Genomic DNA, 23750 nt, shown 5'->3' with positions numbered 1-23750 from the left:
TTGGGGATCACGGATCTGATCGACCTGGCGCGCCGGGTGTTTTGAACTACAAATACAGCCCCGCGTCCGCTCCCGGCGTCGGTGCGGGAACCGACGCCGGGCCCGTGCCGTGGCGCAGGGCGTACAGCTCCGCGAGCGTGGCGCCCTCGCGTCCGATGCCCTCAGGCGTGCCCAGCCAGTTCACCGCTTCTCGCCGCGTCAGCGGCCCCACCTCGATCCGGGCCAGGCAGCGCCCCGGCCGGACCACCGCAGGATGCAGCCGCTCCAGGTCCTCGTTGGTGGTGACGCCCACCAGCACATTGCGGCCCTGGCCGAGCAGCCCGTCGGTGAGGTTGAGCAGCCGCGACAGTGCCTGACCCGCCGTGTGCTTGGCCTCGCCGCGGATCAGCTCGTCGCAGTCCTCGAGCAGAAGCAGCCGCCAGCGGCCCATACCCGCGCTGTCGTCCTCGCCGATGGCCATGTCCATCAGATAGCCGATGTCGTTGAACAGCCGCTCCGGATCCAGCACGCAGTCCACCTGGCACCAGTCGCGCCACGACCGGGCCAGCGTCCGCAGCGCCGATGTCTTGCCCGTACCGGGCGGCCCGTGCAGGAGCAGCAGCCGGCCCGAGATGTCGTCCGGGGTGACCTTCATCAGCCGGTCCATGGCGTCGGCGACCGGGGCCGTGTAGTTGGGCCGGATGTCCGCCCACGTACCGGCCGTGATCTGCCGGGTGGTGCGGTGCGGCCCGCGCCGCGGGGAGATGTACCAGAACCCCATCGACACGCTCTCCGGCTGCGGTTCCGGCTCGTCCTCGGCACCGTCGACGGCCTGCCGCAGCACGGTCTCGGCGAGCTCGTCGTCGACCGCCGTCACCGTCACATCCGCGCCGCGGTTCCAGCGCGACACCAGCAGCGTCCAGCCGTCGCCCTCCGCGAGTACCGCGCTGCGGTCGTCGTCGTGCGCCGAGCGCAGCACCTTCGCCGCGGGCGGCAGCAGCGGCGCCCCGGACTTGACCCGGTCGATCGAGCGCGACCGCGAGTAGGGCTGCTCACCGATCGCGAACCGGCCGAGGAACAGCGCGTCCACGACATCGGCGGGGGAGTCGCTGTCGTCCAGCTTCACCCGGAACGGCAGTGCCTCATGGGCCTTGGCCGGCTCGGGCACGGGATCGTGATCGGGCGTCGCATCGGTGCCCAGGGGGTGCCTCCTGCGGTCGGACGGTCGTACGGGACGCATGCCGCCCATGATCCGGCACGGACTGGGCCTGCGCACCCAAGTTTTACGGTCCGTCACGCCTGACTTCCGGGACGTCGGGCATGACGCCATGTCATTTCGTAGGTCCGATAAGGAGATAACAAAGGCGAATTCACCGCTAATTTTGGCATGGACACTTCCGGAGTTGGATGGGCGCTGCTACGACAGATGTGGCAGAGATCCTGCTAAAGGGAGGTTCCATGAAACTGTCCCGATATGCGGCCGTAGCGTCCGCAACCCTTCTCTCCCTAGCGCTCGCTCTCACCGGGGCGGGCGCGGCGCATGCGGCCGAACAGGCCGCGGTTCCCGGCTATGTGGCCCTCGGCGACTCCTATTCGTCCGGCGTTGGGGCGGGCAGCTACGACAGCGGCAGCGGTGCCTGCAAGCGCAGCACCCGCGCCTACCCCGCCCTGTGGGCCGCCGCGAACTCGCCCGCGTCGTTCGCCTTCACCGCCTGCTCCGGGGCCCGTACGGGTGATGTTCTGGCGAACCAGCTCGGACCCCTCAACGCCGGCACCGGACTCGTCAGCATCACGATCGGGGGCAACGACGCCGGGTTCTCCGATGTCATGACAACCTGTGTGCTCTATTCGGAGAACACCTGTCTGCAGCGCGTCCAGCAGGCCCGTGACTATGTCGCCAACACGCTGCCCGCCAAGCTCGACCAGGTCTACTCGGCCATCCACAGCAAGGCCCCCGTCGCTCGCGTCGTCGTCCTCGGCTATCCGCGCCTGTACAAGCTCAACGGGACCTGCATCGCGGGGCTCAGCGAGAAGGAGCGGGCGGCACTCAACCTCGCCTCCGACGATCTCAACGCCGCCATCGCCAAGCGCGCCGCGGACCACGGCTTTTCCTTCGGCGATGTCCGCACCACCTTCGCCGGTCACGAGATCTGCACCACAGCTCCGTGGATCCACAGCGTCACCTGGCCCGTGGACAACTCCTATCACCCCAACGCCGCGGGCCAGTCCGGCGGTTATCTGCCCGTCTTCTCGGCCGCCTGACCGCTGGCCCGCGCGGCGGCCAGCTGCCGGAGGCCCCGGCTCCGTCGGGGCCTCCGCTCCGCCGCCGATCCACCCGCTCCGGGCAACCCGGTTCGAATCTTGAGCGTCAACCCCCTTGCGGGGGCGGTGAATCCGCATGGCGTCGATGCACAGGTGACGCAACGGGACGGTAGGGTTAACCTGCCTGGGCCGGGTGCCTCGTTTGGGTGGGGAGTGTCATGGAACAGATAGCAATGCGCGGCAGGGCTCGGGTGCCTGCCGTCACCTGTGGAAGCAGCGCGTCCAGTACGCGCCTCGACCGCCATCTCGCCGTGCTGGCCGGTCCCGCCGCGCCGCAGCGCGAAGCGGAGGAGGCCACCCTGCTGATGCGAGAGATAGCTTCCCGGGACGTCACCCGCACCACCTCGGGCCGGGGCGCGCGCGTGTCGCGTGTCTCACTTTTCGCGCCGCTGCGGCGTCTGCGTCGCTCGTTGTTCGGCAGCCGCGACTGACCCTACGGCACCCAGCGGTTCCCCAGCCCGGGCGGCCTGCCGGCCCTAGGCGATCACACCGTCCCGGCGCAGCGCACTGATCTGCGCGTCCGTCAACCCCAGGGCGTGCAGCAGCGCGTCGGTGTGCTCGCCCAGTGCGGGCACACCGGCCATCCTCTCCGAGCGCTTCCCACCGGGCAGGTTGATCGGAGGCAGCAGGGCAGGCAGCGGCCCCACCGGTGAGTCCACCTCCCGCCACCGGTTCCGGGCCGCCAGCTGCGGGTGGTCGGCCAGTTCGGCCACATCGTTGAGCCGCGCGCACGCGATGCCCGCGCGTTCCAGCCGTTCCACCGCTTCGTCCGCCGTCAGTGCGGACAGCGCCTGGCCCACCACGGCATCCGTCTTCTCCCGGTGGCTCGTGCGCGCCACATTGGTGGCGTACGCGGGGTCGTCTGCGAGCTCCGGCCGCTCCAGCACCTGTTCGGCGAGCCGCCGCCACTCCCGGTCGTTCTGCACCGACAGCAGCACCAGCGTCCCGTCCGCCGTCGGATAGGCGTCGTACGGCGCGATGACGGCGTGCGCGAGTCCCGTGCGCGCCGGGGGCGTGCCCGAGTGCGACCCGAAGTACAGCGGATGCCCCATCCACTCCACCAGCGAGTCGAAGAGCGAGACCTCGACCGGGCCGCCGCGGCCCGTCGTCCCGCGCCGCAGCAAGGCCGCCAGCACCCCGGAGAACGCGTACATGGCGGCGGCGATGTCGGCCGCCGGGATGCCTGCCTTCACCGGCTGCTCCGGCGTACCGGTGACGGAGACAAGCCCGGCCTCACACTGCACGAGCATGTCGTACGCCCGCTTGTGGGCGTACGGGCCGTCGGGGCCGTAGCCCGAGATGTCGACGGCGACCAGCCGCGGATGGCGGGCGCACAGCGCGGCCGCGTCCAGGCCGAGCCGGGCCGCCGCGCCCTGGGCGAGGTTCTGTACGAAGACATCCGCGTCCGCCAGCAGTTGCTCGAGGATCTCCAGGCCCCGTGGGTCCTTCAGATCCAGCGTGATCGACTCCTTGCCGCGGTTGGCCCAGACGAAGTGCGAGGCCAGGCCGCGCACCGCGGTGTCGTAGCCGCGCGCGAAGTCCCCGCCGTCGGGCCGCTCGACCTTGATCACCCGCGCTCCCAGATCGGCGAGCTGGCGGGTGGCGAAGGGAGCGGCGACGGCCTGCTCGACGGCGACCACGGTGATGCCCTCCAGCGGGAGGGGCTGCGGCCGTGCGGGGTTGTCCATGCTCAGGGTCCTACCCTGTGCGGGGCACGGACGCCAGGTGATCTCGGAGACTGAGGAACATCCGTTGTCAGATCGTGCGCTGAGCCTTCGACGGTCCTGGTAGACGGCGGACGGGGCGCCGACGGCGAGACCGGTCGTGAAGTTCTTCCACAGATGGCACCCCAATATCTGCGGTCGCGGCACAAGAAGCCGGAGAACGTCCGCCGCTACTTCAAGCCGTCGCCGGAGGCGATCGCCGAGCTGACGAGTCTGCTCGCGCCAGGTGACGGCCGTCGGTGGCGTTACCGGCCGAGGGCGTCGAGGGTGGCGTTGAGGTCGGTGGTGCGGGGCTGATTGTGGGGGAGTTTGGCGAGCAGGGCGGCCATGCCGCAGGTGTTGGTGGCGGCGGAGAAGACCAGGCCGCTGCCGATGGCGGCGGACAGCCAGCGGGCGTGGCGGTAGCGGGTGCCCAGGGCCAGGCCCGCGACGACGAGGGAGCCGGCGGCGAGGCGGACCTGGCGTTCCATGGGCCAGGCGGCCTTGGCGGTGGCGTGGCGGCGGACGGGGTGGCCCTGCTGGATCCAGGCGGTGGTGCCCCCGGTGAGGGTGGTGGCGGGGATGTCGGCGGCGGCGAGCTGCTCGCAGGCGGTGGCGGAGCGGTTGCCGGAAGCGCAGACCATCAGCAGTCGGCCTCGGGCGGCTGCCGTCCCGAGGGCGGGCAGGGCGGTGTGGAGGTGGTCCAGGGGGATGTTGTGGGCGCCGGGGATGTGGCCTGCGGCGTATTCGCCTGGGGTGCGCACGTCGATGACGGTGTACTGGGCCAGCTCGTCGGCGGCCTGGGCGGGGTGGAGGGCGGCGGGGGTGCTCACGTGCTGGAGGTTCCTTTTCTCGGATTCTCGGATGCGGTACAGAACGGGGCTAGAATACCCGAGGGGGTATCGATTCCAGGAGGATGTGTGGAGCTGGAGATGGCGGCCGATGAGCTGAAGAGCGTGCTCAACCGGCTGCGGCGGGCACAGGGGCAGATCGCCGGGATCATCAAGATGATCGAGGACGGCCGGGACTGCGAGGACGTGATCACGCAGCTCGCGGCAGTCTCCCGGGCCCTTGACCGGGCCGGGTTCGCGATCATCGCCACGGGTCTGCAGCACTGCGTGGCCGAGGGCGGGCAGGCGGCCGGGGACCGAGAGCAGATGCGGGCGAGGCTGGAGAAGCTGTTTCTCTCCCTGGCGTGAGATCCCGGTCATGTCAGCGCGTCGATGATCATGGAGGCGGCTACGGCCAGCAGCAGGCACGCGAAGACCTGCTGAAGGCGGGAGCCGGAGACTTTGGCCGCGAGGCGTTTGCCGTCCCAGGCGCCCAGGATCGCGGCCGCGGTGAAGGGGCCGATAACCGCCCAGTCGAGCGTGATGGCGGCGCCGGAGCGGGTGGCCAGGGAGGCCAGCGAGTTCACCGTGATGACCAGCAGGCTGGTGCCGACGGCGGCCTGCATCTCGAAGGACAGGACGGTGACCAGGGCGGGGACGGCGAGAAAGCCTCCACCCACGCCCAGGAGCCCGGTCAGAGCGCCCAGCCCGGCGCCGGTTCCCGCCGCCTTCGCCGGGCGCACCTGCCGGTCTGTGCTGTCCGCTCCGGTGGTGGCCGGTCGCAGCATGCGGGCTGCGGCCAGGGCGGCGATGACGGCGAACCCGGCGGTGAGGACCGCCTGGGGCAGGTGGGCGGCTGCGGCTCCGGCCAGCGCGGCGGGCAGGATTCCGGCGGCGGCGAACGCCGCTCCGGCCCGCCAGCGCACGTGGCCGGCGCGGGCGTGGGCATACAGGGCCGTCAGCGAGGTGGCGGTGACGATGAGCAGGCTTGCGGTGGTGGCTGCCGCGGGGGTGAAGCCGAGCAGGTAGATCAGGGCCGGGACGGCCAGGACGCTGCCGCCCCCGCCGAGGGCGCCGAGCGCCAGGCCGACGACGGCCCCCGCGGTCAGGGCCAGGATCAGGGCGCTCACGCTATTCGGCCGTCCCGTCCGCGCTCGTCGACCACTGGCAGTCCGGCCCTGGCCCAGGCGGTCATGCCTCCGGCCACGTCCACGGCGTCGATGCCGCGGGAGGCCAGCAGCTTGGCGGCCTGCTGCGAGCGGTGCCCGGAGCGGCAGATCGCTACCACCGGCCGGCTCTGCACGGTGTCCGGCAGGGCGGATCCGGCCTGCAGGCGGGTCAGCGGCAGGTGGACGGCGTCGGGCGCGTGCCCGGCCCTCCACTCGGCAGCCTCGCGTACGTCCAGCAGCACAGCAGTGCCGTCACTGGTACGGGTGCGGGCCTGTTCGGGGGTAAGGCGGCTGTGACCGCGGTTGAAGCGGAAGAGGAACATCACGTGCCTTCACTGTGCGGGTGAGGGAAGGGGGTTCAGGGGCAGGTGACGGTCAGGCCCGCGTCAACGGCGGCCTCAAAGCCGTCGTCGACCGCGACGACCCGGCGTCCGACCGCGTCCAGGAGGGAGGCGGCGATCGCCGCGCGCATCCCGCCGGCGCAGTGCACCCACACGGTGCCGTCCGGGACCTCGCCGAGGCGGCCGTGCAGTTGGTGGATCGGGATGTGCACCGAGCCCTCGACATGGCCCTTGGCTCGTTCGGAGTCGCGGCGCACATCGAGCACCACCACGTGCTCGCCCCGCTCGCGGGCGGCGGCCAGGTCGGCGAAGGCCGCGCGGGGGAACGAGGCGAGCTGCTCGCCTGTCCGCACCCAGCCCGCCGGGTCGCCGGTCGCGGCTGCGGCCGGGCGGTCGATGCCGACCCTGGCCAGTTCCCGCTGCGCGTCGGCGATCTGCGCGGGCGTCTCGGCGAGCAGGGTGACGGGCTTGCCCCACGGGATCAGCCAGGCCAGATAGGTCGCGAGCTTGCCCTCTCCCTCGAAGTTGAACGAGCCGGCCACATGACCTTCGGCGAAGACAACTCGGCTGCGCAGGTCCACCACCCACTCACCGGCCGCCAGACGCTCGGCTATCTGCGCGGCATCGGCGGGCTCGGGCGGGGTGAGGTCAACGGGCGCAGGGCCGGCGGCGTTGGCCGGGCCCATGTGGGCGTAGTAGGCGGGCACGTCCTCCAGGCCGGCCAGCGTGCGGGCGACGAAAGTGTCCACGTCCAGGGTGAGCGCGTCGTTGCTCGTGCGTTCCTTGCCGATCGTGGTCGTCGCATCACCCTCGGCCTGCGAGGAGGAACAGAAGCTGCCGAAACCATGCGTGGGCAGCACCGGCACCTCGTCGTCCAGCTCGTCGGCGAGCCGGTGAGCGGAGGCGTGCTGGGCGCGGGCCAGCTGCTCGGTCAGCCGCGGCTCCACCAGATCCGGACGGCCCACCGAGCCGATCAACAGCGAGCCGCCGGTGAAGACCGCCACCGCATGCCCGTCCTCCTCAAGCGCGTAGGAGGTGTGGTGAGGAGTGTGCCCCGGGGTGGCGATCGCCCGCAGCACCAGGTTCTCGTCCACCGTGACCGTGTCGCCGTCCGCGACGGGAGTGCGGGCGTAGGAGACATGTGCGGCGGCCGGGACCAGGTAGCGGGCGCCGGTGAGACGGGCCAGCTCCAGACCGCCGGTGACGTAGTCGTTGTGCACGTGCGTTTCCGCCACGTATGCGATCCGTACCCCGAGCCCGGCAGCGGCGGCGATCACCTGGTCGACATCGCGCGGCGGGTCGACCACGACCGCAGTGCGGGTGCCGCCGGCCAGGTAACTGCGGTTGCCCAGGCCCTCGAACTCCAGGGTGTCGACGAAGAACACGGCTGTGGCTCCTTCCCGGAACGATCGGAAACGATGTACCCCGGGGGGTATCTTTCCTTACTCTAACAGCAATACCCGCGGGGGTATTTCTCAGGGTGAAATGCCCCCTGTCCGGCATTGCCTTCAAGAGCCCCGGGTACCCCGCCCGGGTATCAAGGAGCCGGGGTCTTCCCCCACAGCCGAAGGAGCAGCGCACGTGTCCTACGACCGCACCGTTCGCCTCGCCACCACCGACTTCGACGCCGCCGTCGGCGCAGTCCGCCAGGCACTGGCCAGTCAGGGCTTCGGCGTCCTGACCGAGATCGACGTCAAAGCCACCTTGAAGGCCAAGCTCGGCCGCGACATGGAGGACTACCTGATCCTGGGCGCGTGGAACCCGCCGCTCGCCCACCAGGCGCTGGAAGCCGACCGCACCGTCGGTCTGCTTCTGCCCTGCAACGTCGTCGTCCGCCGCGACGGCGACCACACCCTGGTCCAGGCCCTGGACCCGAACACCATGGTCACCCTCACCGGCCTCGACGCCATGAAGCCCGTGGCCGGCGAAGCCACCTCCCGCCTCGACGCAGCCCTGGACGCCCTCACCCGGTAACCGGGCGCCCCGGCCCTCCTGCCAGCCCGTCGCCGGTACGGTAGGCGCGGCAAGCCAGCCCCGGCGGGCGGGCTCGGCAGGCACTCAGTCGGCCGCGAACCGAGCAGCCCCCATCTCGGACTCACAGCAGCGCGAACTGCCCGTTCGGGCCTTCCTCGAGATGGTCGAGCACGGAGGCCGGGCGCTGGGCCGCGGCGGGCGCGGGCAGGACGCCGGCGTGATGGAGATCGGCCGCGGTGAGGCGCGGGCCGCTCGCCAACTCCGCGGCCAGCTGCTGTCGGCGCGGGCGCAGTTCGGCGAGCAGCGCGAGCACCGTGATCAGCTCGAGGAGTTCGGAGGTCCACTCCCTCGGCCAGGCGGCCGGCCGGATCGCCTCCAGCGAGCCGGGGGCGGCCGGGGCCGTACGGCGCTCGTACCAGTGCTCCAGGACGCGGACGCCGCCCGCGTGGAGCTCCCAGGCCGCGGGCGGCACGGGGGAGATCCGGCCCTCCCCGAGGTGGAGGGCCCGCTCCTCGGGGTCGTAGTGCAGGGCCGGTGGCGGCACGGCGGGCACGGCGGCCCGGACGTACGGGCGCTGCCCGCCGGGCAGCTTGGGCCGGTCCTCGGCATGGGCACCGCAGCGCGCGCCGTACGTGTGCAGCCACAGCGTCCGGCGGCCCAGTTCCCGCCCGGCTTCCCAGAGTTCGGCGGATGCGGTCAGCGGTACGGCGCAGCCGCCGTCCGGGCGGCGCTGGGCCGCCGCCGCGACCCAGGCGAGCAGGTCGAGGGCCGTCACGGGACGGTCGAGGCGGTGGGAGAGCGTGTCGAGCAGACCCGGTGCGAAGTTGGGCTCGCGTCCGCCGGGGCGGCGGTAGAGCGGGCGGATCCGGCCGGGGCGGGCGGCCGGTGGACGTCCCGTACCAGACTTCGCCGGGGCGGCGGCGATGGGCGGGCTCGCGGGCAGCAGCGCGGAGAAGACGACCGCCGGGCCCGGGACTTGCGGGAGGTGGCCCGGCTCGACGGCATGGATCTGGTGCTCGTCGGCGACGCGCCACAGCTCGGGCCGGGCCGCGTCGATCAGCCGGTGGTCGGGGAGGATCCACTGCCGGTCGAACGGCCCATGCAGGATCCGTACGGGCTCCGGGCACGGGCCGGTCTCCGCGGCGAGCGGAGCGGTGGCGGAGGCGTGACCGGGCAGCTGGGGGACGGTGGTGCGCAGGCCGCGCGAGCGCGTCGGCTGGAACAGCGCCTCGCGAGCGGGGTCGTCTTCGGCGCGCATGAGGGTGTCCCAGCGGGCCCGCAGCGATGCGGGGTCGGGCGCCAGGGGCCAGGCGCGGCCTGTGTGCAGCGGCGCGACGGACCACGGCATGAGGTCGCTCAGGAGGGGTGCGTCAGCGAGCGGGCCGACGCCGTGTGCCGTCCCGGCGGGGGTGGCGGTCGGCGGGGGAGTGCCGCCCGTTCCGGTGGAAGGTGCCCGGCGGTCCGCCGCGGGTGGGTCCCCGTCGGCGTCGATGCCGGGACCGCTCCATCGGTCGGCGTGTGGTGCGCTCACGCAGCCGCCCTCCCCGGCGCGGTGAAAGTGGCGGGCGATCCGCCCCCTGCCGCCCGCATCGTATCCGGCGCGAAGCGCCGGGATTTTCCCAGCCCGCCCGCACCACTGGACGCGATGAGCTACCCGGACCGGTGGCGCGTCCACGCCGAGGGCCGCGTCCTATACGACCGGCTCACGGGCCGGACCACGGACGATACGTGACACTCGCGCTATCACCGCAGTGATGCCCGGCCTTCCAAATGGATGAAGTACGAAACCACAGCTCGTCTACCAACTGCCCACATCCCGCACCGAGCCGACCGTCGAGCATCAGCCTGCCGACTGGAGATGACCGCCCTGCTGAGTCCCAACCTCTACTGAGTGGGGAAACGGAAAGTCCGTGGCGCTGAGCCATCCGTACCCGCCTGAGTGACGCTGACCTGAGCAGAACGTCGAAGCCCCGTAGGACCCTCCGACGTTCCCGGAGCCACTAGAGTCATTGTCAATTCCTGTGGATCAGATCTCCTGCTGAGGCTGGATGCGGCTCGTGTCGTTTGTCGTAGCAGCAGATCTCGCGCGACAGGCGTGTACTCAGAGGGTCTTCTCGAACCAGTGCCGGATGTAGGGGTTGGTGGTGTACGGGGCAATCTCGATGTAGCCGGAGGCGGCGTAGAGGCTCCGAGCCTCGGTGAGTTCCTCCATGGTGTCCAGCCGTAGCCGGGTGTGGCCAAGCTTGCGAGCCTCAGCTTCGACGGCAGTCAGCAGGCTCCGGCCGATCCCTTGGCCGCGGAATGCAGGCCGCACGAACATGCGCTTGATCTCGCCGACGCCTGGGGACAGCGCCCGGATGCCAACGCAGCCCGCCGGGCTGCCGTTGACCCTCGCCAGAAGGAGCAGCCCGCCGGGTGGGACCAGTCCCGTGCTGGCCGCCGGCGCCTCGGTTTGATCGTGCAGCAGCGGACCACTCCAGCGTTGGAAGAGCTCCTGCTGATATTCCTCCAGCAGCTCCCGGGCGTCACCCGTGTCGACCGGCTCGGCGTTGATATCGGTGTTGCTCACCGGTTCCCTCTCTCGCATTAGTCGTTCTTCGCACCGTGGGCCCGCGCGCGGTCGGTGCCGTCAAGTCAGCTCACTTACGACGGCCGTGAGAGCCGGTCAGGCGTTTGTGCGTGATAGGTGGTCGGGGAGGTCGGTGAGCTGTTCGATGCGGAGGACCGTCTCGTCTGCCGTCGGCGATGGTCCACCGGTGACGAAGTCGATGCCGCGGTCCAGCCAGATGCCGGTGAGCCCGGCGAGGGCGGCTGCGTTTACGTCGCTTTCCAGCATGTCGCCCACGTTGATCGCCTGCGCGGGGTCCGTCCGCATCCGTCGGCAGGCGGTGGCGTAGGCGACGGGCTTGGCCGCACCGAGCTCGGTCGGGGTCAGTATGGCTTCGAAGTATTCGAGAAGGCCGAAGCGGGCGAGCTTGGTGCGCTGCTGCTCGGGGTCCCCGTTGGTGAGAACGGCCAGACGCGGTCCTCGGGGAAGCCGTTTCAGGCTCTCCAGGCAGGGCTGGACATCGGGATAGCACCGCCAGGACTCCTCGAACACGGTGAGGTAGCGCTCGGCGATCCAGGCGTCCAGAAGGTCGGGGTTTTCAGGGACCGGCTCGCCGAGCATGGGCAGGAAGGAACGGAGCCTGCGTCGGTGGTGCTCGGCGAAGGAGCACTGACCGGCCAGGTATTCCCGCATGTGGCGCGACTCCAGCGTCCACCACAACGTCACCAGTTCCTCCGGTGGAGCCATCGCGTTCGGTGCGGCCTGGACGATCTGGCCGATCGCTTCCAAGACTGCGCTTCGATGATCGACCAGGGTGCCGTCCAGATCGAAGAAAATCACATCCGCCATGGGAGGATCATCCCGTAGTGAACCGCGTGGCTCGTCCCCGGATCACTTGGCGGCTGCTGCCTGTTCGTCGGGGCGTGCGACGAGTTGGCCGTTGGCGAAGGTGGCTCCCGCGCGGACGAGGGCGACGAGGTGGGGTGCGGTGACCGCGCGCCAGCGGGTCTGGGCGGCTTCGGCGAGTTTGAAGACCATAGCGAGCGCGGCGGCCGGGCTGCCGGCGCCCCGGGTGACCTTCGTGGGCGATGTGGCCCCAGATTGCCGCTGTGATCATTCAGCGCATCAAGGACGGGACCTATCCGCCCGGCAGCAAGATTCCCAGCGTGGTGCAAGTGGCTGCTGAGTTCGAAGTGGTGAACAGCACCGCTCAGCGAGCCATGGAAGCCGTGCGCGCTGAGGGGCTGACTCGCTCAGAGACGGGCATGGGTACCTACGTGCTGACGCCGGAAGAGCGCGGAGACGCGTAGGGGCTCTGACCGGCGACGATGCGTTGATGGTTTGACAAGACACCCGCCCGCCTGCGCGGTACTTCGCGTGTCCGACGGGCGTCTGGCGCCAGTCATGCGGGACGGCGTCACACGCGCGGATGTCCGGCACGACACCGTCCGGGCAGACGCCCATCGCCCACGCATTGCGGTACACACGGCGCAGGCGCCGTCATACGGGTGCGCATCATTACCGCCAGGTCATCAGACAAGATCGCATCGACGCGCACCGTAAGGCAGGCGCCGGCCGCCGGGCGCTCACTGCGCGCCCCACGCGCGGTAGCCAGTGGCCGGGGTGGTGGCGAGCTGCTCGCGCAGATACACCGTCGTCCACTCGGCGCCGAGCGGCGGCTCGCGAGAAGGTCGCGGACAGGGTGCGTCATGCGGGCGGTCACGCCTGCAAGGTCACCGTGAAGGAGAACCGGTCGCCGCGGTAGCGGATGCGGGCCACGTCCACGACGCGGCCGCTCTCGTCGTACGTCACACCCGTGTAGTGCAGGATCGGGCTGAGCAGCGGTACATCCAGCAGCCGGGCCGTCTCCGGGTCGGCCAGCCGTGCCTCGACCGTGTCGGTGATCCGGCCGATCTTCACCCCGACCGCGTCCCGCAGCACCTTCGTCATCGGCCAGCGCGTCAGATCGGCGACATCGATGCGCTCGGCCAGCTCGGGACGTACCGCGTTCTCCGCCCAGTTCGTCGGCTCACCACCGCTGCCGTCGCAGCGCACTCGCCGGTACTCCACCACCTCGTCCAGGTCCGGGAAGAAATCGGCGAGTTCCGCCGGTACGGGCACGGGCCCGTGGCCCAGCACCGTGGTGTGCTCGCCGGACTGCTGCGCCACGATGGCGTCCACCGAGCCGAGCAGCCGCACCGGCGCCCCGCGCTGCGCCGTCGGCTCGATGAACGTGCCCCGTCGCCGGTGCCGGCTGATCAGCCCCTCCTCCTCCAGCTCCTTGAGCGCCTGGCGCATCGTCAGCACGCTCACGCCGTAGTGCTCGGCGAGCTGGCCCTCGGTCGGCAGCCGCAGCGGCTCTTCCGGGCGGCGGCCCAGTATCGAGGCGCGCAGCGACTGCGAGACCTGGTACCACAGCGGCAGCTTGCGGTTCAGGACGAGCGAGTCGGGGGCGAAGGCGGTCACGGCAGGTGCTCCTGCTTCACGGGCTGCGGGCGGGGCGGTACGAGTGCCTCGGCCGGCCGGCAACGGGCGGGCCGGCCGTGGGCTCCTACGGGCGGAAGTGGCGTTCGAGACCCTGCCACACCTCGTCGTAATCCCGCTGCAAGTGGTAGGCGGAGAGCGCTTGTGCGGTCAGGGTCACCGGCCAGCGGGTCTCGAACATGAACGCCAGCCCGTCATCGATCTTCTGCGGCTTCAACTCGGCGGCGCTCGCCCTGTCGAAGGTCTCACGGTCCGGGCCGTGCGCGGACATCATGTTGTGCAGCGAGCCGCCGCCCGGTACGAATCCCCCCGGACCGGCAGCCTTGGCGTCGTACGCGCCCTCGATCAGCCCCATGTACTCGCTCATCACATTGCGGTGGAAGTACGGGGGCCGGAAGGTGTCCTCGCCGACCAGCCAGCGCGGGGCGAAGACCACGAAGTCGACGTTCGCCAGCCCCGGGGTGTCCGTCGGCGAGGTCAGCACGGTGAAGATCGACGGATCCGGGTGGTCGTAGCTGATGGTGCCGAGCACATTGAAGCGGCGCAGGTCGTACACGTACGGCACATGGTTGCCGTGCCAGGCGACGACATCGAGCGGCGAGTGGTCGTAGGTCGCCGCCCAGAGGTTGCCGCAGAACTTGTTGATCACCTCGACCGGGCCCTCGCGGTCCTCGTACGCCGCGGTGGGCGCGAGGAAGTCGCGGGGGTTGGCGAGGCCGTTGGCGCCGATCGGGCCGAGCTCGGGGAGGGTGAACGGTTGGCCGTAGTTCTCGCAGATGTAGCCGCGCGCGAACTCCTCCAGCAGCTCCACCCGGAACCGCACGCCGCGCGGGATCAGGGCCATATGCCCCGGCTCGGCGCGCAGCAGGCCGAACTCGGTGCGCAGCAGCAGCCCGCCCTGCTCGGGGACGATCAGCAGTTCGCCGTCGGAGTCCGAGAAGACCCGGTCTGTCATGGAGGTGTTGGCGCGGTAGAGGTGCACGGCCATGCCGGTGCGCTGCCGGGCGTCGCCGTTGCCGCCGAGGGTCCACAGGCCGTCGACGAAGTCGGTCGGCTGTACGGGCAGCGGCAGCGGGTTCCAGCGCATCCGGTTGGGGTCGGGGACGGTCTCGTCGAGCGGCGCGCTGCGCACAGCCCGGTTGTCGATCCGTACGAACGCCGGGTGCGCGGCCGAGGGGCGGATGCGGTAGAGCCACGAGCGGCGGTTGTGGTGCCGGGGCTCGGTGAACGCGCTGCCGCTGAGCTGCTCCGCGTAGAGCCCGAGCGGTGCGCGCTGCGGCGAGTTACGTCCGATGGGCAGGGCGCCGGGGACGGCTTCCGAGCTGTGCTGGTTCCCGAAACCGGGGGAGTACGCCAACCCTTCGGCCGTCTTCTTCGTCTGCTCGTTCCCCGTACCGCTCATCGCGTGCTCCCGCCGTTCAATGATTTCTATGCAAGACCATAGGAATGAGCTGGAGGGTGCGTCAATGACCTCGGAAGGCATGATGGGGCCGTGCATATGTCCAGTGATCGGCAACCGATGCGTCCGCCCCTGCGCCGGGCCCCCATCCAGCAGCGAAGCGCCGACCGGCTCGCCCGGATCCTCGACGCCTGTGCGGAGGTTCTGGGCGAGACAGGTTACGAGGACCTCAGCACCCGGATGGTGGCCGCTCGCGCAGGCGTGCCCATCGGCTCGGTCTACCGCTTCTTCGGCAACAAGCGCGCCATGGCGGACGCGCTCGCGCACCGCAATCTCGAGCGCCATCTCGCCCGGGTGACCCAGGGGCTCGATGCCGCCCAGCCGCTGGAGTGGCGGTGCGCCCTCGACGTCGTCGTGGATGTGTACATCGCCATGAAGCGGGGCGTACCGGGCTTTGCGCTCCTCGACTTCAGCGTGCCCTCCACCGCTGCCGAGGCATCCGAACGTGCCACCCCGGAGGTGGCCCGGGGGCTGTGCTTCCTCGTCGCCGAACGGCTTGGCCGGGAGCCGGACGAGGAGCTGCAGCGCGCGTTCCTTATCGGGGTCGAGGCCGCCGATGCGCTCCTCCAGCTCGCCTTCCGTACCGTCCCGTCCGGCGATCCGGCGATCATCGCCGAGACCAAGGAGCTGCTGCGCGCCTATCTGGCCCGCATTCTCGACTGAGTGTGGACAGGGACTGCCGTACGTGCGTACCGGTCGGTATGGTCAGGGGGACGTTGTCGGCGGCGGGGTGACCGCCGCATGTCCCCGCCCGGCACCCAGGGAGAGACCGATGAGCCGTACCGCCCTGCGTATCTGCCCGCTGTGTGAGGCCACCTGCGGTCTCGTCCTCACCGTGGAGGGGGACCGGGTCACGGGCGTGCGCGGCGACCGCGACGATGTGTTCAGCTCCGGCTTCATCTGCCCCAAGGGCGCGGCCTTCGGGGAACTCGACGGCGACCCCGACCGGCTCACCGGACCGCTCGTGCGGCGCGACGGAGAGCTGCGCGAGGCGACCTGGGACGAGGCGTTCGACGCCGTCGCCGCCCGGCTGCGGCCGCTGATCGAGGAGCACGGCCCGGACTCCGTCGCGGTCGTCCTCGGCAACCCCAACGTCCATACGGTCGCCGGAGCGCTCTATCCGCCCGTGCTGCTCGGCATGCTGCGCACCCGCAACCTCTACACGGCCAGCACCGTCGATCAGATGCCCAAGCACGTCTCCAGCGGCCTGCTGTTCGGCGACCCGCTCGCCATCCCGGTCCCGGACCTGGACCGTACCGACCATCTGCTGCTCATCGGCGCCAACCCGCTGGACTCCAACGGCAGCCTGTGCACCGCGCCCGACTTCCCCGGCCGGCTCAAGGCCATGCGCCGCCGCGGCGGCACGCTCACCGTCATCGACCCGCGCCGTACCCGTACGGCGAAACTCGCCGACCGGCATGTGGCCATACGCCCCGGCACGGACGCCCTGCTGCTGGCCGCCCTCGCCCAGGTGCTCTTCGCCGAGGACCTCATCGCCCTCGGTGCGCTCGAGGAGCACGTGACCGGTGTGGCGGACGTGCGGGCCGCCGTCGCCGGCTTCACACCGGAGGCGGTGGCGGAGGCGTGCGATGTGTCCGCGGAGGAGATCAGGGCCATCGCCCGGGAGCTGGCCGCGGCCCCCACCGCTGCCGTCTACGGCCGGGTCGGCAGCTCCACCGTCGAGTTCGGCACCCTGGCCAACTGGCTTGTCGATGTGCTCAACACGCTCACCGGGAACCTCGACCGGCCCGGCGGCGCGATGTTCCCGCTCGCGGCCACGGACCGCGCGCCGCGCCCGGCCGGCCCTGGCAAGGGCTTCGCCCTCGGCCGCTGGCGCAGCCGGGTCAGCGGACACCCGGAGGCGAAGGGCGAGTTGCCGCTGGCCGCGCTCGCCGAGGAGATCGACACGCCGGGAGACGGCCGAGTGCGGGCGGCCATCGTCATCGGCGCCAACCCCGTACTCTCCGCGCCCGACGGCGACCGGCTCGACCGGGCCCTGGCCGGCCTGGACTTCATGGTCAGCGTGGACCCTTATCTCAACGAGACCTCGCGGCACGCGCACGTGGTGCTGCCCCCGCCCCGGCCCTCGCAGAGCCCGCACCACGACTTCGCCTTCAACGCCTTGGCCGTACGCAACCAGGTGCGCTACAGCCGGGCTGCCGTGCCCCTCTCGGAGGGCCGGCCCGACGAGAGCCAGATCCTGGCGCGGCTCGTGCTGTGCGTCGCGGGCATGCTCCCCTTGCCTTCGGCAGGGGGGACCCCAGCGACTGCCGTCGACGACCAGGTCATCGCGGGCAGCCTCGCCAAGGCCGTGGCCGACCCGCATTCGAGCGTGCACGGCCGGGATCCGCAGGAGCTGGCGGCCGCGCTGACAGGGACGACCGGCGTTGAGCGACGGCTCGACATGATGCTGCGGCTCGGCCCGTACGGTGACGGCTTCGGGGCACGAGAGGGCGGCCTGAACCTGGAGCGGCTGCTCGCCCAGCCGCACGGCATCGACCTCGGCCCGCTCACCCCGCGCATCCCCCAGGTGCTGAAGACACGCAGCGGCAAGGTCGAACTGTGGCCCGAGCCGATCGCCGCCGACCTGCCGCGGCTGCGGCGGGCGCTGGGGGAGCGCCCCGCGGGGCTGGTGCTCGTCGGCCGCCGGCATCTGCGCTCCAACAACAGCTGGATGCACAACGTGCCCGCGCTCACCGGCGGCAGCAACCGCTGCACTCTCCAGGTGCACCCCGAGGACGCGGCCCGGCTCGGGCTGGCGGACGGCGGGGCGGCGCTGGTGAAGGGAGACGGCGGGGAGCTGACGGTGCCGGTGGAGGTAACCGACCTGGTACGGACCGGGGTTGTCAGCCTGCCGCACGGCTGGGGACACGACCGGCCCGGCACCCGGCTGACGGTCGCGGCGGCCGACGCCGGGGCGAATGTGAACCAGCTGCTCGACGGCAGCCGCCTCGACCCGCTGTCCGGCACGGCGGTCCTCAACGGTTTCCCGGTTCAGGTGGCCCCCGCCGGGTAAGGCGCAACGTGTGCCGCGGCACACACAGGACCTTCTGGCGCACGAAAACTACCGTCGCTAGTTTAGGTGCCTGCACAGCGCATCCGACGGGCAGCGAGAGGACGCACATGAAGGCCCACGACGGGATGTACATCGACGGCGACTGGCGGCCGTCCGCAGGCCCCGAGTCCATCGAGGTCGTGAATCCGGCGGACGAACAGGTCATGGGTGTCGTACCGGCCGGCACCGCGGAGGACATCGACGCCGCCGTATGCGCCGCTCGCGCCGCCTTCCCCGGCTGGGCCGCCACCCTGCCCGCCGAGCGGGCCGCCCGGATCGCCGCGCTGCGCGACGCCCTGGCCGCCCGGCGGGACGAGATCGCCGAGACCGTGACCGCCGAACTCGGTGCGCCGCTCGGCTTCGCCCAGGCGGTGCACGCCGACCTGCCGATCGCCGTCGCCGCCTCGTACGCCGAGCTCGCCGGCTCGTACCGCTTCGAGGAGCGGATCGGCAACTCCACCGTGCTGCACGAGCCCGTGGGCGTCGTCGGCGCCATCACCCCCTGGAACTACCCGCTGCACCAGGTCGTTGCCAAGGTCGCCCCGGCTCTCGCCGCGGGCTGCACGATCGTGCTGAAGCCGGCCGAGGACACCCCGCTGGTCGCTCAGCTGTTCGCGGAGGCGATCCACGAAGCCGGCCTCCCGGCCGGGGTGTTCAACCTCGTCACCGGCCTTGGTCCGGTGGCCGGCCAGGCGCTCGCCGAGCACCCCGAGGTCGATCTGGTCTCCTTCACCGGATCCACGGCCGTCGGCAAGCGGATCGGCGCCATCGCCAGTGCCGCCGTCAAGCGCGTCGCCCTGGAACTCGGCGGCAAGTCCGCCAACGTCATCCTGCCGAGCGCGGATCTGGCCCGCGCGGTCAAGGTCGGCGTCGCCAACGTCTTCGCCAACTCCGGTCAGACGTGCAGCGCCTGGACCCGGATGCTGGTGGACGCCGCCCGCTACGACGAGGCCGTGGAACTCGCCGCGGCCGCCGCCGCCAAGTACGTCCCCGGCGACCCGAACGATCCCGCCAGCCGCCTCGGCCCGGTCGTCAACGCCAAGCAGCGCGACCGCGTCCGCGACTACATCGAGCGGGGCATCGCCGAGGGCGCCCGCCTTGTCGCGGGCGGCCCGGATGCCCCCGAGGGCCGCGAGAAGGGCTACTACATCCGTTCCACGGTCTTCGCCGATGTCACCCCGGAGATGACGATCGCTCAGGAGGAGATCTTCGGCCCGGTGATCGCCATCCTCAGGTACGAGGACGAAGAGGACGCCCTGCGTATCGCCAACGGCACGGTTTACGGACTCGCGGGTGCGGTCTGGTCGGCCGACGAGGACGAGGCGGTGGCCTTCGCCCGCCGCCTCGAGACGGGGCAGGTCGACATCAACGGCGGACGTTTCAATCCGCTTGCGCCGTTCGGCGGGTACAAGCAGTCGGGCGTGGGCCGCGAGCTGGGACCCCACGGCCTGACCGAGTACCTCCAGACGAAGTCGCTGCAGTTCTGAAAAAACTTCGCTCCTGCCGCGGCGCTGCCGGTCGGACGATGCGGTGCCGGTGCCCGTGGCGCGCCTCTGCCCACCTACGCGTCCTGAAATCCGCGCAGCGCCGCTGACGGGACACGAAGGCGTGGCCGGCGAGACGTAAGGGGCCCGGAGGCCCCGGGCCCCGACCCGAAGCGTGCCCGCGCTGAAAGCGGCGGGTGTGCGCAAAAACGCGGGCGCGCCGCGCCCCGGCCCCCAAGTGCCCTCCGCTCCAAGGAGAAAACCGTGGTTCGTGCCGCCGTCTTGTCCGCTGTCGGAGCTCCGCTGGAGCTCACCGACATCGACCTGCCCGCCCCCGGACCCGGGCAGGTCCGGGTCCGGATCGCCGCAGCCGGGGTGTGCCACTCCGACCTCTCCCTGTCCAACGGGACGCTGCGCCAGCCGGTCCCGGCCGTCCTCGGGCATGAGGGCGCGGGCACCGTCACCGCCGTAGGCGACGACGTCAGCACCGTCGCGCCCGGCGACCCCGTCGTCCTCAACTGGGCGCCGTCCTGCGGCAGCTGCCACTACTGCGGGCTCGACGAGCCCTGGCTGTGCGCCAATGCCCTCGCCGGTGCCGGCGCGCCGTACGCCCGTACCGCCGCCGGCACGCGGGAGCTGTACCCGGGCCTCGGCACCGCCGCCTTCGCCGAGGAGACCGTCGTCTCGGAGCACGCCGTGCTGCCCCTCCCGGACGGGGTTCCGCTCACCGACGCGGCTCTCCTCGGCTGTGCGGTGCTCACCGGCTACGGCGCGGTCCATAACTCGGCGAAGGTACGACGCGGCGAGTCGGTCGCGGTCTTCGGCGTCGGTGGCGTAGGACTGGCCACCATCCAGGCGGCTCGTATCGCGGGTGCCGAGACGGTCGTGGCCGTGGACGTCTCCCCGGAGAAGGAGGAGTTGGCCCGCAAGGCGGGCGCCACGGAGTACCTGACCGCTGCCGATGACACCGCCAAGCGAATCCGCAAGCTCACCGGCGGACACGGTGCCGACGTGGCCGTGGAATGCGTCGGCCGCGCCCAGACGATCCGTACCGCCTGGGACAGCACCCGGCGTGGCGGCCGTACGACGGTCGTCGGCATCGGCGGCAAGGAGCAGCAGGTGTCCTTCTCCGCGCTGGAGATCTTCCACTTCGGCCGCACACTCTCCGGCTGCGTGTACGGCAACTGCGACCCGGCGCAGGATCTGCCGGTGCTGGCTGAGCATGTGCGCGCGGGGCGGCTTGATTTGAGCGCCATGGTCACCGAGCGCATTGGGCTCGACGGCATTCCGGGTGCGTTTGAGGCGATGCTCGCGGGGCGGGGTGGGCGGGCGCTGGTGGTCTTTCCGTAGCGGCTGGGCGGCGCGCCGTGCGCTGGGCGCCGCCGTGCGCTGCGCGCCGCCGTGTCGGGCCGGGCCGCGCGCCGCCGTGTCGGGCCGGGCCGCGCGCCGTGCGCTGCGCGCCGCGGTGTCGGGCCGGGCCCGGGGCCTCCGGTTGCGTCTTGGCGGGGGCCGGGAAATGGATCGCCTTCCGGGGAAGAGTTATCCCAGGCTCGACCAACCCCTGGACGCGGCCGAGCATTTGGGAGCTTCACTCCCCTCGACGCCGATATACGTGCGGTGGTGCCGCGGGGTCGTCACCTTCCGCCGGCGGAGCCGATCGTGGCGTCAGCCATCTGCTCGTACTGCAGCGCCAGTCCGTCCACCAGCGCCCGCAGGCCGGTTTCGAAGGCCCCTTCGTCCACCTGCTGCTGATGCTCCGCCAGCAGATGCGCCTGCCCGAGGTGCGGGTAATCGGCCGGGTCGTAGGCCGTCGCGTCGTCGACGAAGCCGCGGGCGAACGAGCCGAGGGCCGAGCCGGCGACGAAGTACCGCATCAGTGCACCGATACGGGTCGCCTGGGCGGGCGGCCAGCCCGCCCGGACCATCCCGCCGAAGACCGCGTCGGCCATCCGCAGGCCGGCCGGGCGGCGCCCGGGGCCCTGTGCGAGGAAGGGGACGATGTTGGGGTGCGCGGCGAGCGCCGCCCGATACGAGCGGCCCCACTCCAGCAGCGCCGTGCGCCAGTCCGTAACCCTGTCGAACATCGACAGATCGACCTGGGCGACGACCATGTCCGCGACGGCGTCCAGGAGCTCGTCCTTGGTCGTGAAGTGGTTGTACAGCGACGGGCCGCTGACTCCGAGCTCAGCAGCAAGCCGTCGCGTCGAGACCGCCTGCAGTCCCTCCGCGTCCACCAGCGTGAGCGCCGTCGCGACGATGCGCTCGCGGCTGAGCAGGGGCTTGCGGGGGCGTGCCATGCGGCACATAGTAGAGGCCAACTTAAACTAGCGCTGCTAATTAAGGAGAGGTGCCGAGCCGTGAACCTTGAGCTCTCCGAGGAGCAGGCCGCCGTCCGACGGCTGGCCCGGGACTTCGTCGACCGCGAGATCACTCCGCACGTCGCCGCCTGGGACCGGGCGGAGAGCGTCGACCGCGGCATCGTCAAGCAGCTCGGAGAGCTGGGGTTCCTCGGGCTCACCCTCCCCGAGGAGTACGGCGGCTCGGGCGGTGACCACCTCGCGTACGTCCTGGTCACCGAGGAGCTGGGGCGCGGCGATTCGTCGGTGCGCGGCATCCTGTCGGTCTCGCTCGGCCTGGTCGCCAAGTCGGTAGCCGCGTGGGGGAGCGAGGAGCAGAAGCGGGACTGGCTGCCGCGGCTGGCCTCGGGCGAGGCGATCGGCTGCTTCGGCCTCACGGAGCCCGGTACGGGATCGGACGCCGCGAGCCTGACCACTCGGGCGGTGCGCGACGGCGGCGACTGGCTGATCACCGGCCAGAAGATGTTCATCACCAATGGCACCTGGGCCGATGTCGTCCTGCTCTTCGCGCGCACCGGCGAGGAGAGCGGCCACCGGGGCATCAGCGCATTCCTCGTCCCCGCTGATGCCCCCGGGCTCACCCGGCGCGAGATCCACGGCAAGCTCGGGCTGCGTGGGCAGGCCACCGCCGAACTCGTCCTGGACGGCGTCCGCATCCCCGGCTCGGCCATGGTCGGACCGGAGGGGAAGGGCTTCTCCGTCGCCATGTCGGCGCTCGCCAAGGGCCGGATGTCGGTCGCGGCCGGCTGTGTCGGCATCGCCCAGGCGTGCCTCGACGCGGCCGTGCGGTACGCGGGTGAGCGCGAGCAGTTCGGCATGCCGATCGCCGGCCACCAGCTGGTGCAGGAGCTGATCGCCGACACCGCGGTGGACGTGGCCGCGGCGCGGCTGCTGACGTGGCAGGTCGCCGACCACATCGACCGCGGGCTGCCGTTCGCCACCGAGTCGTCGGTGGCCAAGCTGTACGCGAGCGAGGCCGCCGTTCGCTGCGCGAACAACGCCCTCCAGGTGTTCGGGGGCTACGGCTACATCGATGAGTACCCTGCCGGGAAGCTGCTGCGGGACGCCCGTGTGATGACCCTGTACGAGGGCACCAGCCAGATCCAGAAGCTGCTGATCGGACGGGCGCTGACCGGTGTCTCGGCGTTCTGACGGCGGCCTCCTCTAAGCGACTGCTCAGCCTCGGGGGTATGGTGTTCGTCCTGTCACTGGAGGGCTCGACGGGCCGAGGAAACGGGGCGTGCTTGCGATGGACACCGAGGAGCAGCAGACCGAGGTCTGGGCCGATGTCTCCCCGGACGCGGCCAGGCGGCTGGTGACCGCTGCCGTCCATGCCTTCGCGGAGCGCGGCTACCACGCAACGACCACGCGCGACATCGCCGGCCGCGCGGGCATGAGTCCGGCCGCCCTGTACATCCACTACAAGACCAAGGAAGAACTGCTCTACCAGATCAGCAGCGTCGGGCACCGGCTGGCGCTGCAGATCCTGGAGGGCGCGGCGGCCGGCCCCGGCAGCCCCGCCGAACGGCTCGCCAAGGCCGTACGGGACTTCGTCCGCTGGCACGCCGAGCACCACACCACCGCCCGGGTCGTCCAGTACGAGCTCGGCGCGCTCGCCGAGGACCACTACGCGGAGATCCTCGGCCTGCGCCGTGCCGTCGACGGCGCGATGCGCTCGATCATCCAGGACGGTGTCGACGCGGGGGACTTCGACGTTCCGGACGTGTCCGGCACGACGCTGGCGGTTCTGTCGCTGTGCCTCGACGTCGCCCGCTGGTTCAACATCCAGGGCCGCCGTACGCCGGACGAGGTCGGCGAGTTGTACGCGGACCTCGTTCTGCGCATGGTCGGGGCGCCCCGGTAGAGAGCTGGGCGCCACTGGTTCAGGGCGGCAGCGAGGAATGACGGAGAGGCTCTGCGCCACGCACTGGGCCGGGAGGTCGGCGACGCAGATAAGGGGCCGGGGTCGGAGGGAGGGGGTTCCTGGACGTAAAAGCGGTTTCAGGGCCGCCAGGCCCGAGAATGCGCAGTCCAGGAACCGCCCC

At 71.3% G+C, this 23750-nt stretch carries 23 protein-coding genes and 1 pseudogene; 11 read left to right on the top strand and 13 right to left on the bottom strand.

All coding sequences use genetic code 11. The annotated features are described in order from the left end of the window. Positions 1–46 precede the first annotated feature (46 nt). The gene (locus tag ACY34J_RS23130; RefSeq protein WP_462728505.1) at positions 47–1228 is read right to left on the bottom strand and encodes a DUF5925 domain-containing protein; all 1182 of its coding nucleotides are present in this window, start codon (positions 1226–1228) and stop codon (positions 47–49) included. 209 nt (positions 1229–1437) lie between these two features. Here ACY34J_RS23130 and ACY34J_RS23125 point away from each other — a divergent pair, with 209 nt between their 5' ends. Both ACY34J_RS23125 and ACY34J_RS23120 read left to right on the top strand, forming a co-directional pair. Continuing rightward, positions 1438–2241, top strand: a complete 804-nt coding sequence (locus tag ACY34J_RS23125) for an SGNH/GDSL hydrolase family protein (RefSeq protein WP_462728506.1) — start codon at positions 1438–1440, stop codon at positions 2239–2241. A 218-nt stretch (positions 2242–2459) separates the two neighbouring features. Continuing rightward, positions 2460–2732, top strand: coding sequence for a hypothetical protein (locus ACY34J_RS23120; RefSeq protein WP_462728507.1), 273 nt, complete (start codon positions 2460–2462; stop codon positions 2730–2732). Positions 2733–2777: 45 nt separating this feature from the next. On the opposite strand, the gene ACY34J_RS23115 is transcribed toward ACY34J_RS23120, so the two are convergent. Then, on the bottom strand, positions 2778–3989 hold the full coding sequence (locus tag ACY34J_RS23115; protein WP_462728508.1) for a CaiB/BaiF CoA transferase family protein: 1212 nt from the start codon (positions 3987–3989) through the stop codon (positions 2778–2780). 281 nt (positions 3990–4270) lie between these two features. Then, entirely contained in the window at positions 4271–4837 is a 567-nt protein-coding gene (locus tag ACY34J_RS23110; RefSeq protein ID WP_462728509.1) for a rhodanese-like domain-containing protein, read from the bottom strand. A gap of 87 nt (positions 4838–4924) precedes the next feature. Between ACY34J_RS23110 and ACY34J_RS23105 the strand changes: the two genes are divergently transcribed. Further along, positions 4925–5203: a metal-sensitive transcriptional regulator gene (locus ACY34J_RS23105; RefSeq protein ID WP_462728510.1), complete on the top strand. Its 279-nt coding sequence runs from the start codon at positions 4925–4927 to the stop codon at positions 5201–5203. Between the two features lie 8 nt (positions 5204–5211). Here the strand turns inward: ACY34J_RS23105 and ACY34J_RS23100 are convergent, their stop codons facing one another. The 3 genes from ACY34J_RS23100 to ACY34J_RS23090 are packed head-to-tail and all read right to left on the bottom strand — an operon-like array spanning position 5212 to position 7729. Further along, positions 5212–5964, bottom strand: coding sequence for a sulfite exporter TauE/SafE family protein (locus tag ACY34J_RS23100; protein ID WP_462728511.1), 753 nt, complete (start codon positions 5962–5964; stop codon positions 5212–5214). Then, positions 5961–6326: a rhodanese-like domain-containing protein gene (locus ACY34J_RS23095; protein ID WP_462728539.1), complete on the bottom strand. Its 366-nt coding sequence runs from the start codon at positions 6324–6326 to the stop codon at positions 5961–5963. Before ACY34J_RS23095 ends, ACY34J_RS23100 begins: the two co-directional genes overlap by 4 nt. Before the next feature lie 35 nt (positions 6327–6361). After that, positions 6362–7729: an MBL fold metallo-hydrolase gene (locus ACY34J_RS23090; protein ID WP_462728512.1), complete on the bottom strand. Its 1368-nt coding sequence runs from the start codon at positions 7727–7729 to the stop codon at positions 6362–6364. 196 nt (positions 7730–7925) lie between these two features. On the opposite strand from ACY34J_RS23090, the gene ACY34J_RS23085 reads away from it, so the two are divergent. Next, on the top strand, positions 7926–8318 hold the full coding sequence (locus tag ACY34J_RS23085) for a DUF302 domain-containing protein (RefSeq protein ID WP_462728513.1): 393 nt from the start codon (positions 7926–7928) through the stop codon (positions 8316–8318). A 121-nt stretch (positions 8319–8439) separates the two neighbouring features. Here the strand turns inward: ACY34J_RS23085 and ACY34J_RS23080 are convergent, their stop codons facing one another. The 4 genes and pseudogenes from ACY34J_RS23080 to ACY34J_RS23065 all read right to left on the bottom strand — a co-directional run. Beyond that, complete coding sequence (locus ACY34J_RS23080) at positions 8440–9666, bottom strand: type ISP restriction/modification enzyme (protein ID WP_462728540.1); 1227 nt, start codon at positions 9664–9666, stop codon at positions 8440–8442. 753 nt (positions 9667–10419) lie between these two features. Next, positions 10420–10887 (bottom strand): GNAT family N-acetyltransferase, encoded by a 468-nt coding sequence (locus ACY34J_RS23075; protein WP_462728514.1) that lies wholly within the window; start codon positions 10885–10887, stop codon positions 10420–10422. 96 nt (positions 10888–10983) lie between these two features. Beyond that, a complete protein-coding gene (locus tag ACY34J_RS23070) occupies positions 10984–11715 on the bottom strand; it encodes an HAD family hydrolase (protein ID WP_462728515.1) in 732 nt (243 codons plus the stop codon). A 42-nt stretch (positions 11716–11757) separates the two neighbouring features. Beyond that, positions 11758–11949 (bottom strand): annotated as a pseudogene (locus ACY34J_RS23065) (IS256 family transposase); the annotation flags it as partial. 26 nt (positions 11950–11975) lie between these two features. Here ACY34J_RS23065 and ACY34J_RS23060 point away from each other — a divergent pair. Continuing rightward, a complete protein-coding gene (locus ACY34J_RS23060; RefSeq protein ID WP_462728516.1) occupies positions 11976–12176 on the top strand; it encodes a GntR family transcriptional regulator in 201 nt (66 codons plus the stop codon). Positions 12177–12585: 409 nt separating this feature from the next. Here the strand turns inward: ACY34J_RS23060 and ACY34J_RS23055 are convergent, their stop codons facing one another. Both ACY34J_RS23055 and hmgA read right to left on the bottom strand, forming a co-directional pair. After that, positions 12586–13332, bottom strand: coding sequence for a GntR family transcriptional regulator (locus tag ACY34J_RS23055; RefSeq protein WP_462728517.1), 747 nt, complete (start codon positions 13330–13332; stop codon positions 12586–12588). Between the two features lie 85 nt (positions 13333–13417). Next, positions 13418–14752, bottom strand: a complete 1335-nt coding sequence (gene hmgA, locus ACY34J_RS23050; RefSeq protein ID WP_462728518.1) for a homogentisate 1,2-dioxygenase — start codon at positions 14750–14752, stop codon at positions 13418–13420. A 117-nt stretch (positions 14753–14869) separates the two neighbouring features. On the opposite strand from hmgA, the gene ACY34J_RS23045 reads away from it, so the two are divergent. The 4 genes from ACY34J_RS23045 (at position 14870) to ACY34J_RS23030 (ending at position 20698) form a co-directional block, all read left to right on the top strand. Continuing rightward, positions 14870–15472: a TetR family transcriptional regulator gene (locus ACY34J_RS23045; protein ID WP_462728519.1), complete on the top strand. Its 603-nt coding sequence runs from the start codon at positions 14870–14872 to the stop codon at positions 15470–15472. 109 nt (positions 15473–15581) lie between these two features. Further along, on the top strand, positions 15582–17825 hold the full coding sequence (locus tag ACY34J_RS23040) for a molybdopterin-dependent oxidoreductase (protein WP_462728520.1): 2244 nt from the start codon (positions 15582–15584) through the stop codon (positions 17823–17825). 107 nt (positions 17826–17932) lie between these two features. Then, positions 17933–19351 (top strand): aldehyde dehydrogenase family protein, encoded by a 1419-nt coding sequence (locus tag ACY34J_RS23035; protein WP_462728521.1) that lies wholly within the window; start codon positions 17933–17935, stop codon positions 19349–19351. A 261-nt stretch (positions 19352–19612) separates the two neighbouring features. After that, on the top strand, positions 19613–20698 hold the full coding sequence (locus ACY34J_RS23030) for a Zn-dependent alcohol dehydrogenase (RefSeq protein ID WP_462728522.1): 1086 nt from the start codon (positions 19613–19615) through the stop codon (positions 20696–20698). Between the two features lie 284 nt (positions 20699–20982). Here the strand turns inward: ACY34J_RS23030 and ACY34J_RS23025 are convergent, their stop codons facing one another. Further along, the gene (locus ACY34J_RS23025) at positions 20983–21645 is read right to left on the bottom strand and encodes a TetR/AcrR family transcriptional regulator (protein ID WP_462728523.1); all 663 of its coding nucleotides are present in this window, start codon (positions 21643–21645) and stop codon (positions 20983–20985) included. Positions 21646–21705: 60 nt separating this feature from the next. Here ACY34J_RS23025 and ACY34J_RS23020 point away from each other — a divergent pair, with 60 nt between their 5' ends. Continuing rightward, positions 21706–22857 (top strand): acyl-CoA dehydrogenase family protein, encoded by a 1152-nt coding sequence (locus ACY34J_RS23020; protein ID WP_462728524.1) that lies wholly within the window; start codon positions 21706–21708, stop codon positions 22855–22857. A gap of 97 nt (positions 22858–22954) precedes the next feature. Next, on the top strand, positions 22955–23569 hold the full coding sequence (locus ACY34J_RS23015; RefSeq protein ID WP_462728541.1) for a TetR/AcrR family transcriptional regulator: 615 nt from the start codon (positions 22955–22957) through the stop codon (positions 23567–23569). The last annotated feature ends 181 nt before the right edge of the window (positions 23570–23750 follow it).

The sequence above is a fragment of the Streptomyces sp. HSS9-12 genome (assembly GCF_054963655.1).
Note: the sequence above shows the minus strand (reverse complement) of the source record. Positions and strands in the feature narration are given on the sequence as shown.

Coding starts and splice junctions, on each gene's coding strand:
- ACY34J_RS23130 (WP_462728505.1), bottom strand. CDS start 1,228: ATGGGCGGCATGCGTCCCGTACGACCGTCCGACCGCAGGAGGCACCCC.
- ACY34J_RS23125 (WP_462728506.1), top strand. CDS start 1,438: ATGAAACTGTCCCGATATGCGGCCGTAGCGTCCGCAACCCTTCTCTCC.
- ACY34J_RS23120 (WP_462728507.1), top strand. CDS start 2,460: ATGGAACAGATAGCAATGCGCGGCAGGGCTCGGGTGCCTGCCGTCACC.
- ACY34J_RS23115 (WP_462728508.1), bottom strand. CDS start 3,989: ATGGACAACCCCGCACGGCCGCAGCCCCTCCCGCTGGAGGGCATCACC.
- ACY34J_RS23095 (WP_462728539.1), bottom strand. CDS start 6,326: ATGTTCCTCTTCCGCTTCAACCGCGGTCACAGCCGCCTTACCCCCGAA.
- ACY34J_RS23080 (WP_462728540.1), bottom strand. CDS start 9,666: ATGCCGTGGTCCGTCGCGCCGCTGCACACAGGCCGCGCCTGGCCCCTG.
- ACY34J_RS23070 (WP_462728515.1), bottom strand. CDS start 11,715: ATGGCGGATGTGATTTTCTTCGATCTGGACGGCACCCTGGTCGATCAT.
- hmgA (WP_462728518.1), bottom strand. CDS start 14,752: ATGAGCGGTACGGGGAACGAGCAGACGAAGAAGACGGCCGAAGGGTTG.
- ACY34J_RS23045 (WP_462728519.1), top strand. CDS start 14,870: ATGCGTCCGCCCCTGCGCCGGGCCCCCATCCAGCAGCGAAGCGCCGAC.
- ACY34J_RS23040 (WP_462728520.1), top strand. CDS start 15,582: ATGAGCCGTACCGCCCTGCGTATCTGCCCGCTGTGTGAGGCCACCTGC.
- ACY34J_RS23035 (WP_462728521.1), top strand. CDS start 17,933: ATGAAGGCCCACGACGGGATGTACATCGACGGCGACTGGCGGCCGTCC.
- ACY34J_RS23025 (WP_462728523.1), bottom strand. CDS start 21,645: ATGGCACGCCCCCGCAAGCCCCTGCTCAGCCGCGAGCGCATCGTCGCG.
- ACY34J_RS23015 (WP_462728541.1), top strand. CDS start 22,955: ATGGACACCGAGGAGCAGCAGACCGAGGTCTGGGCCGATGTCTCCCCG.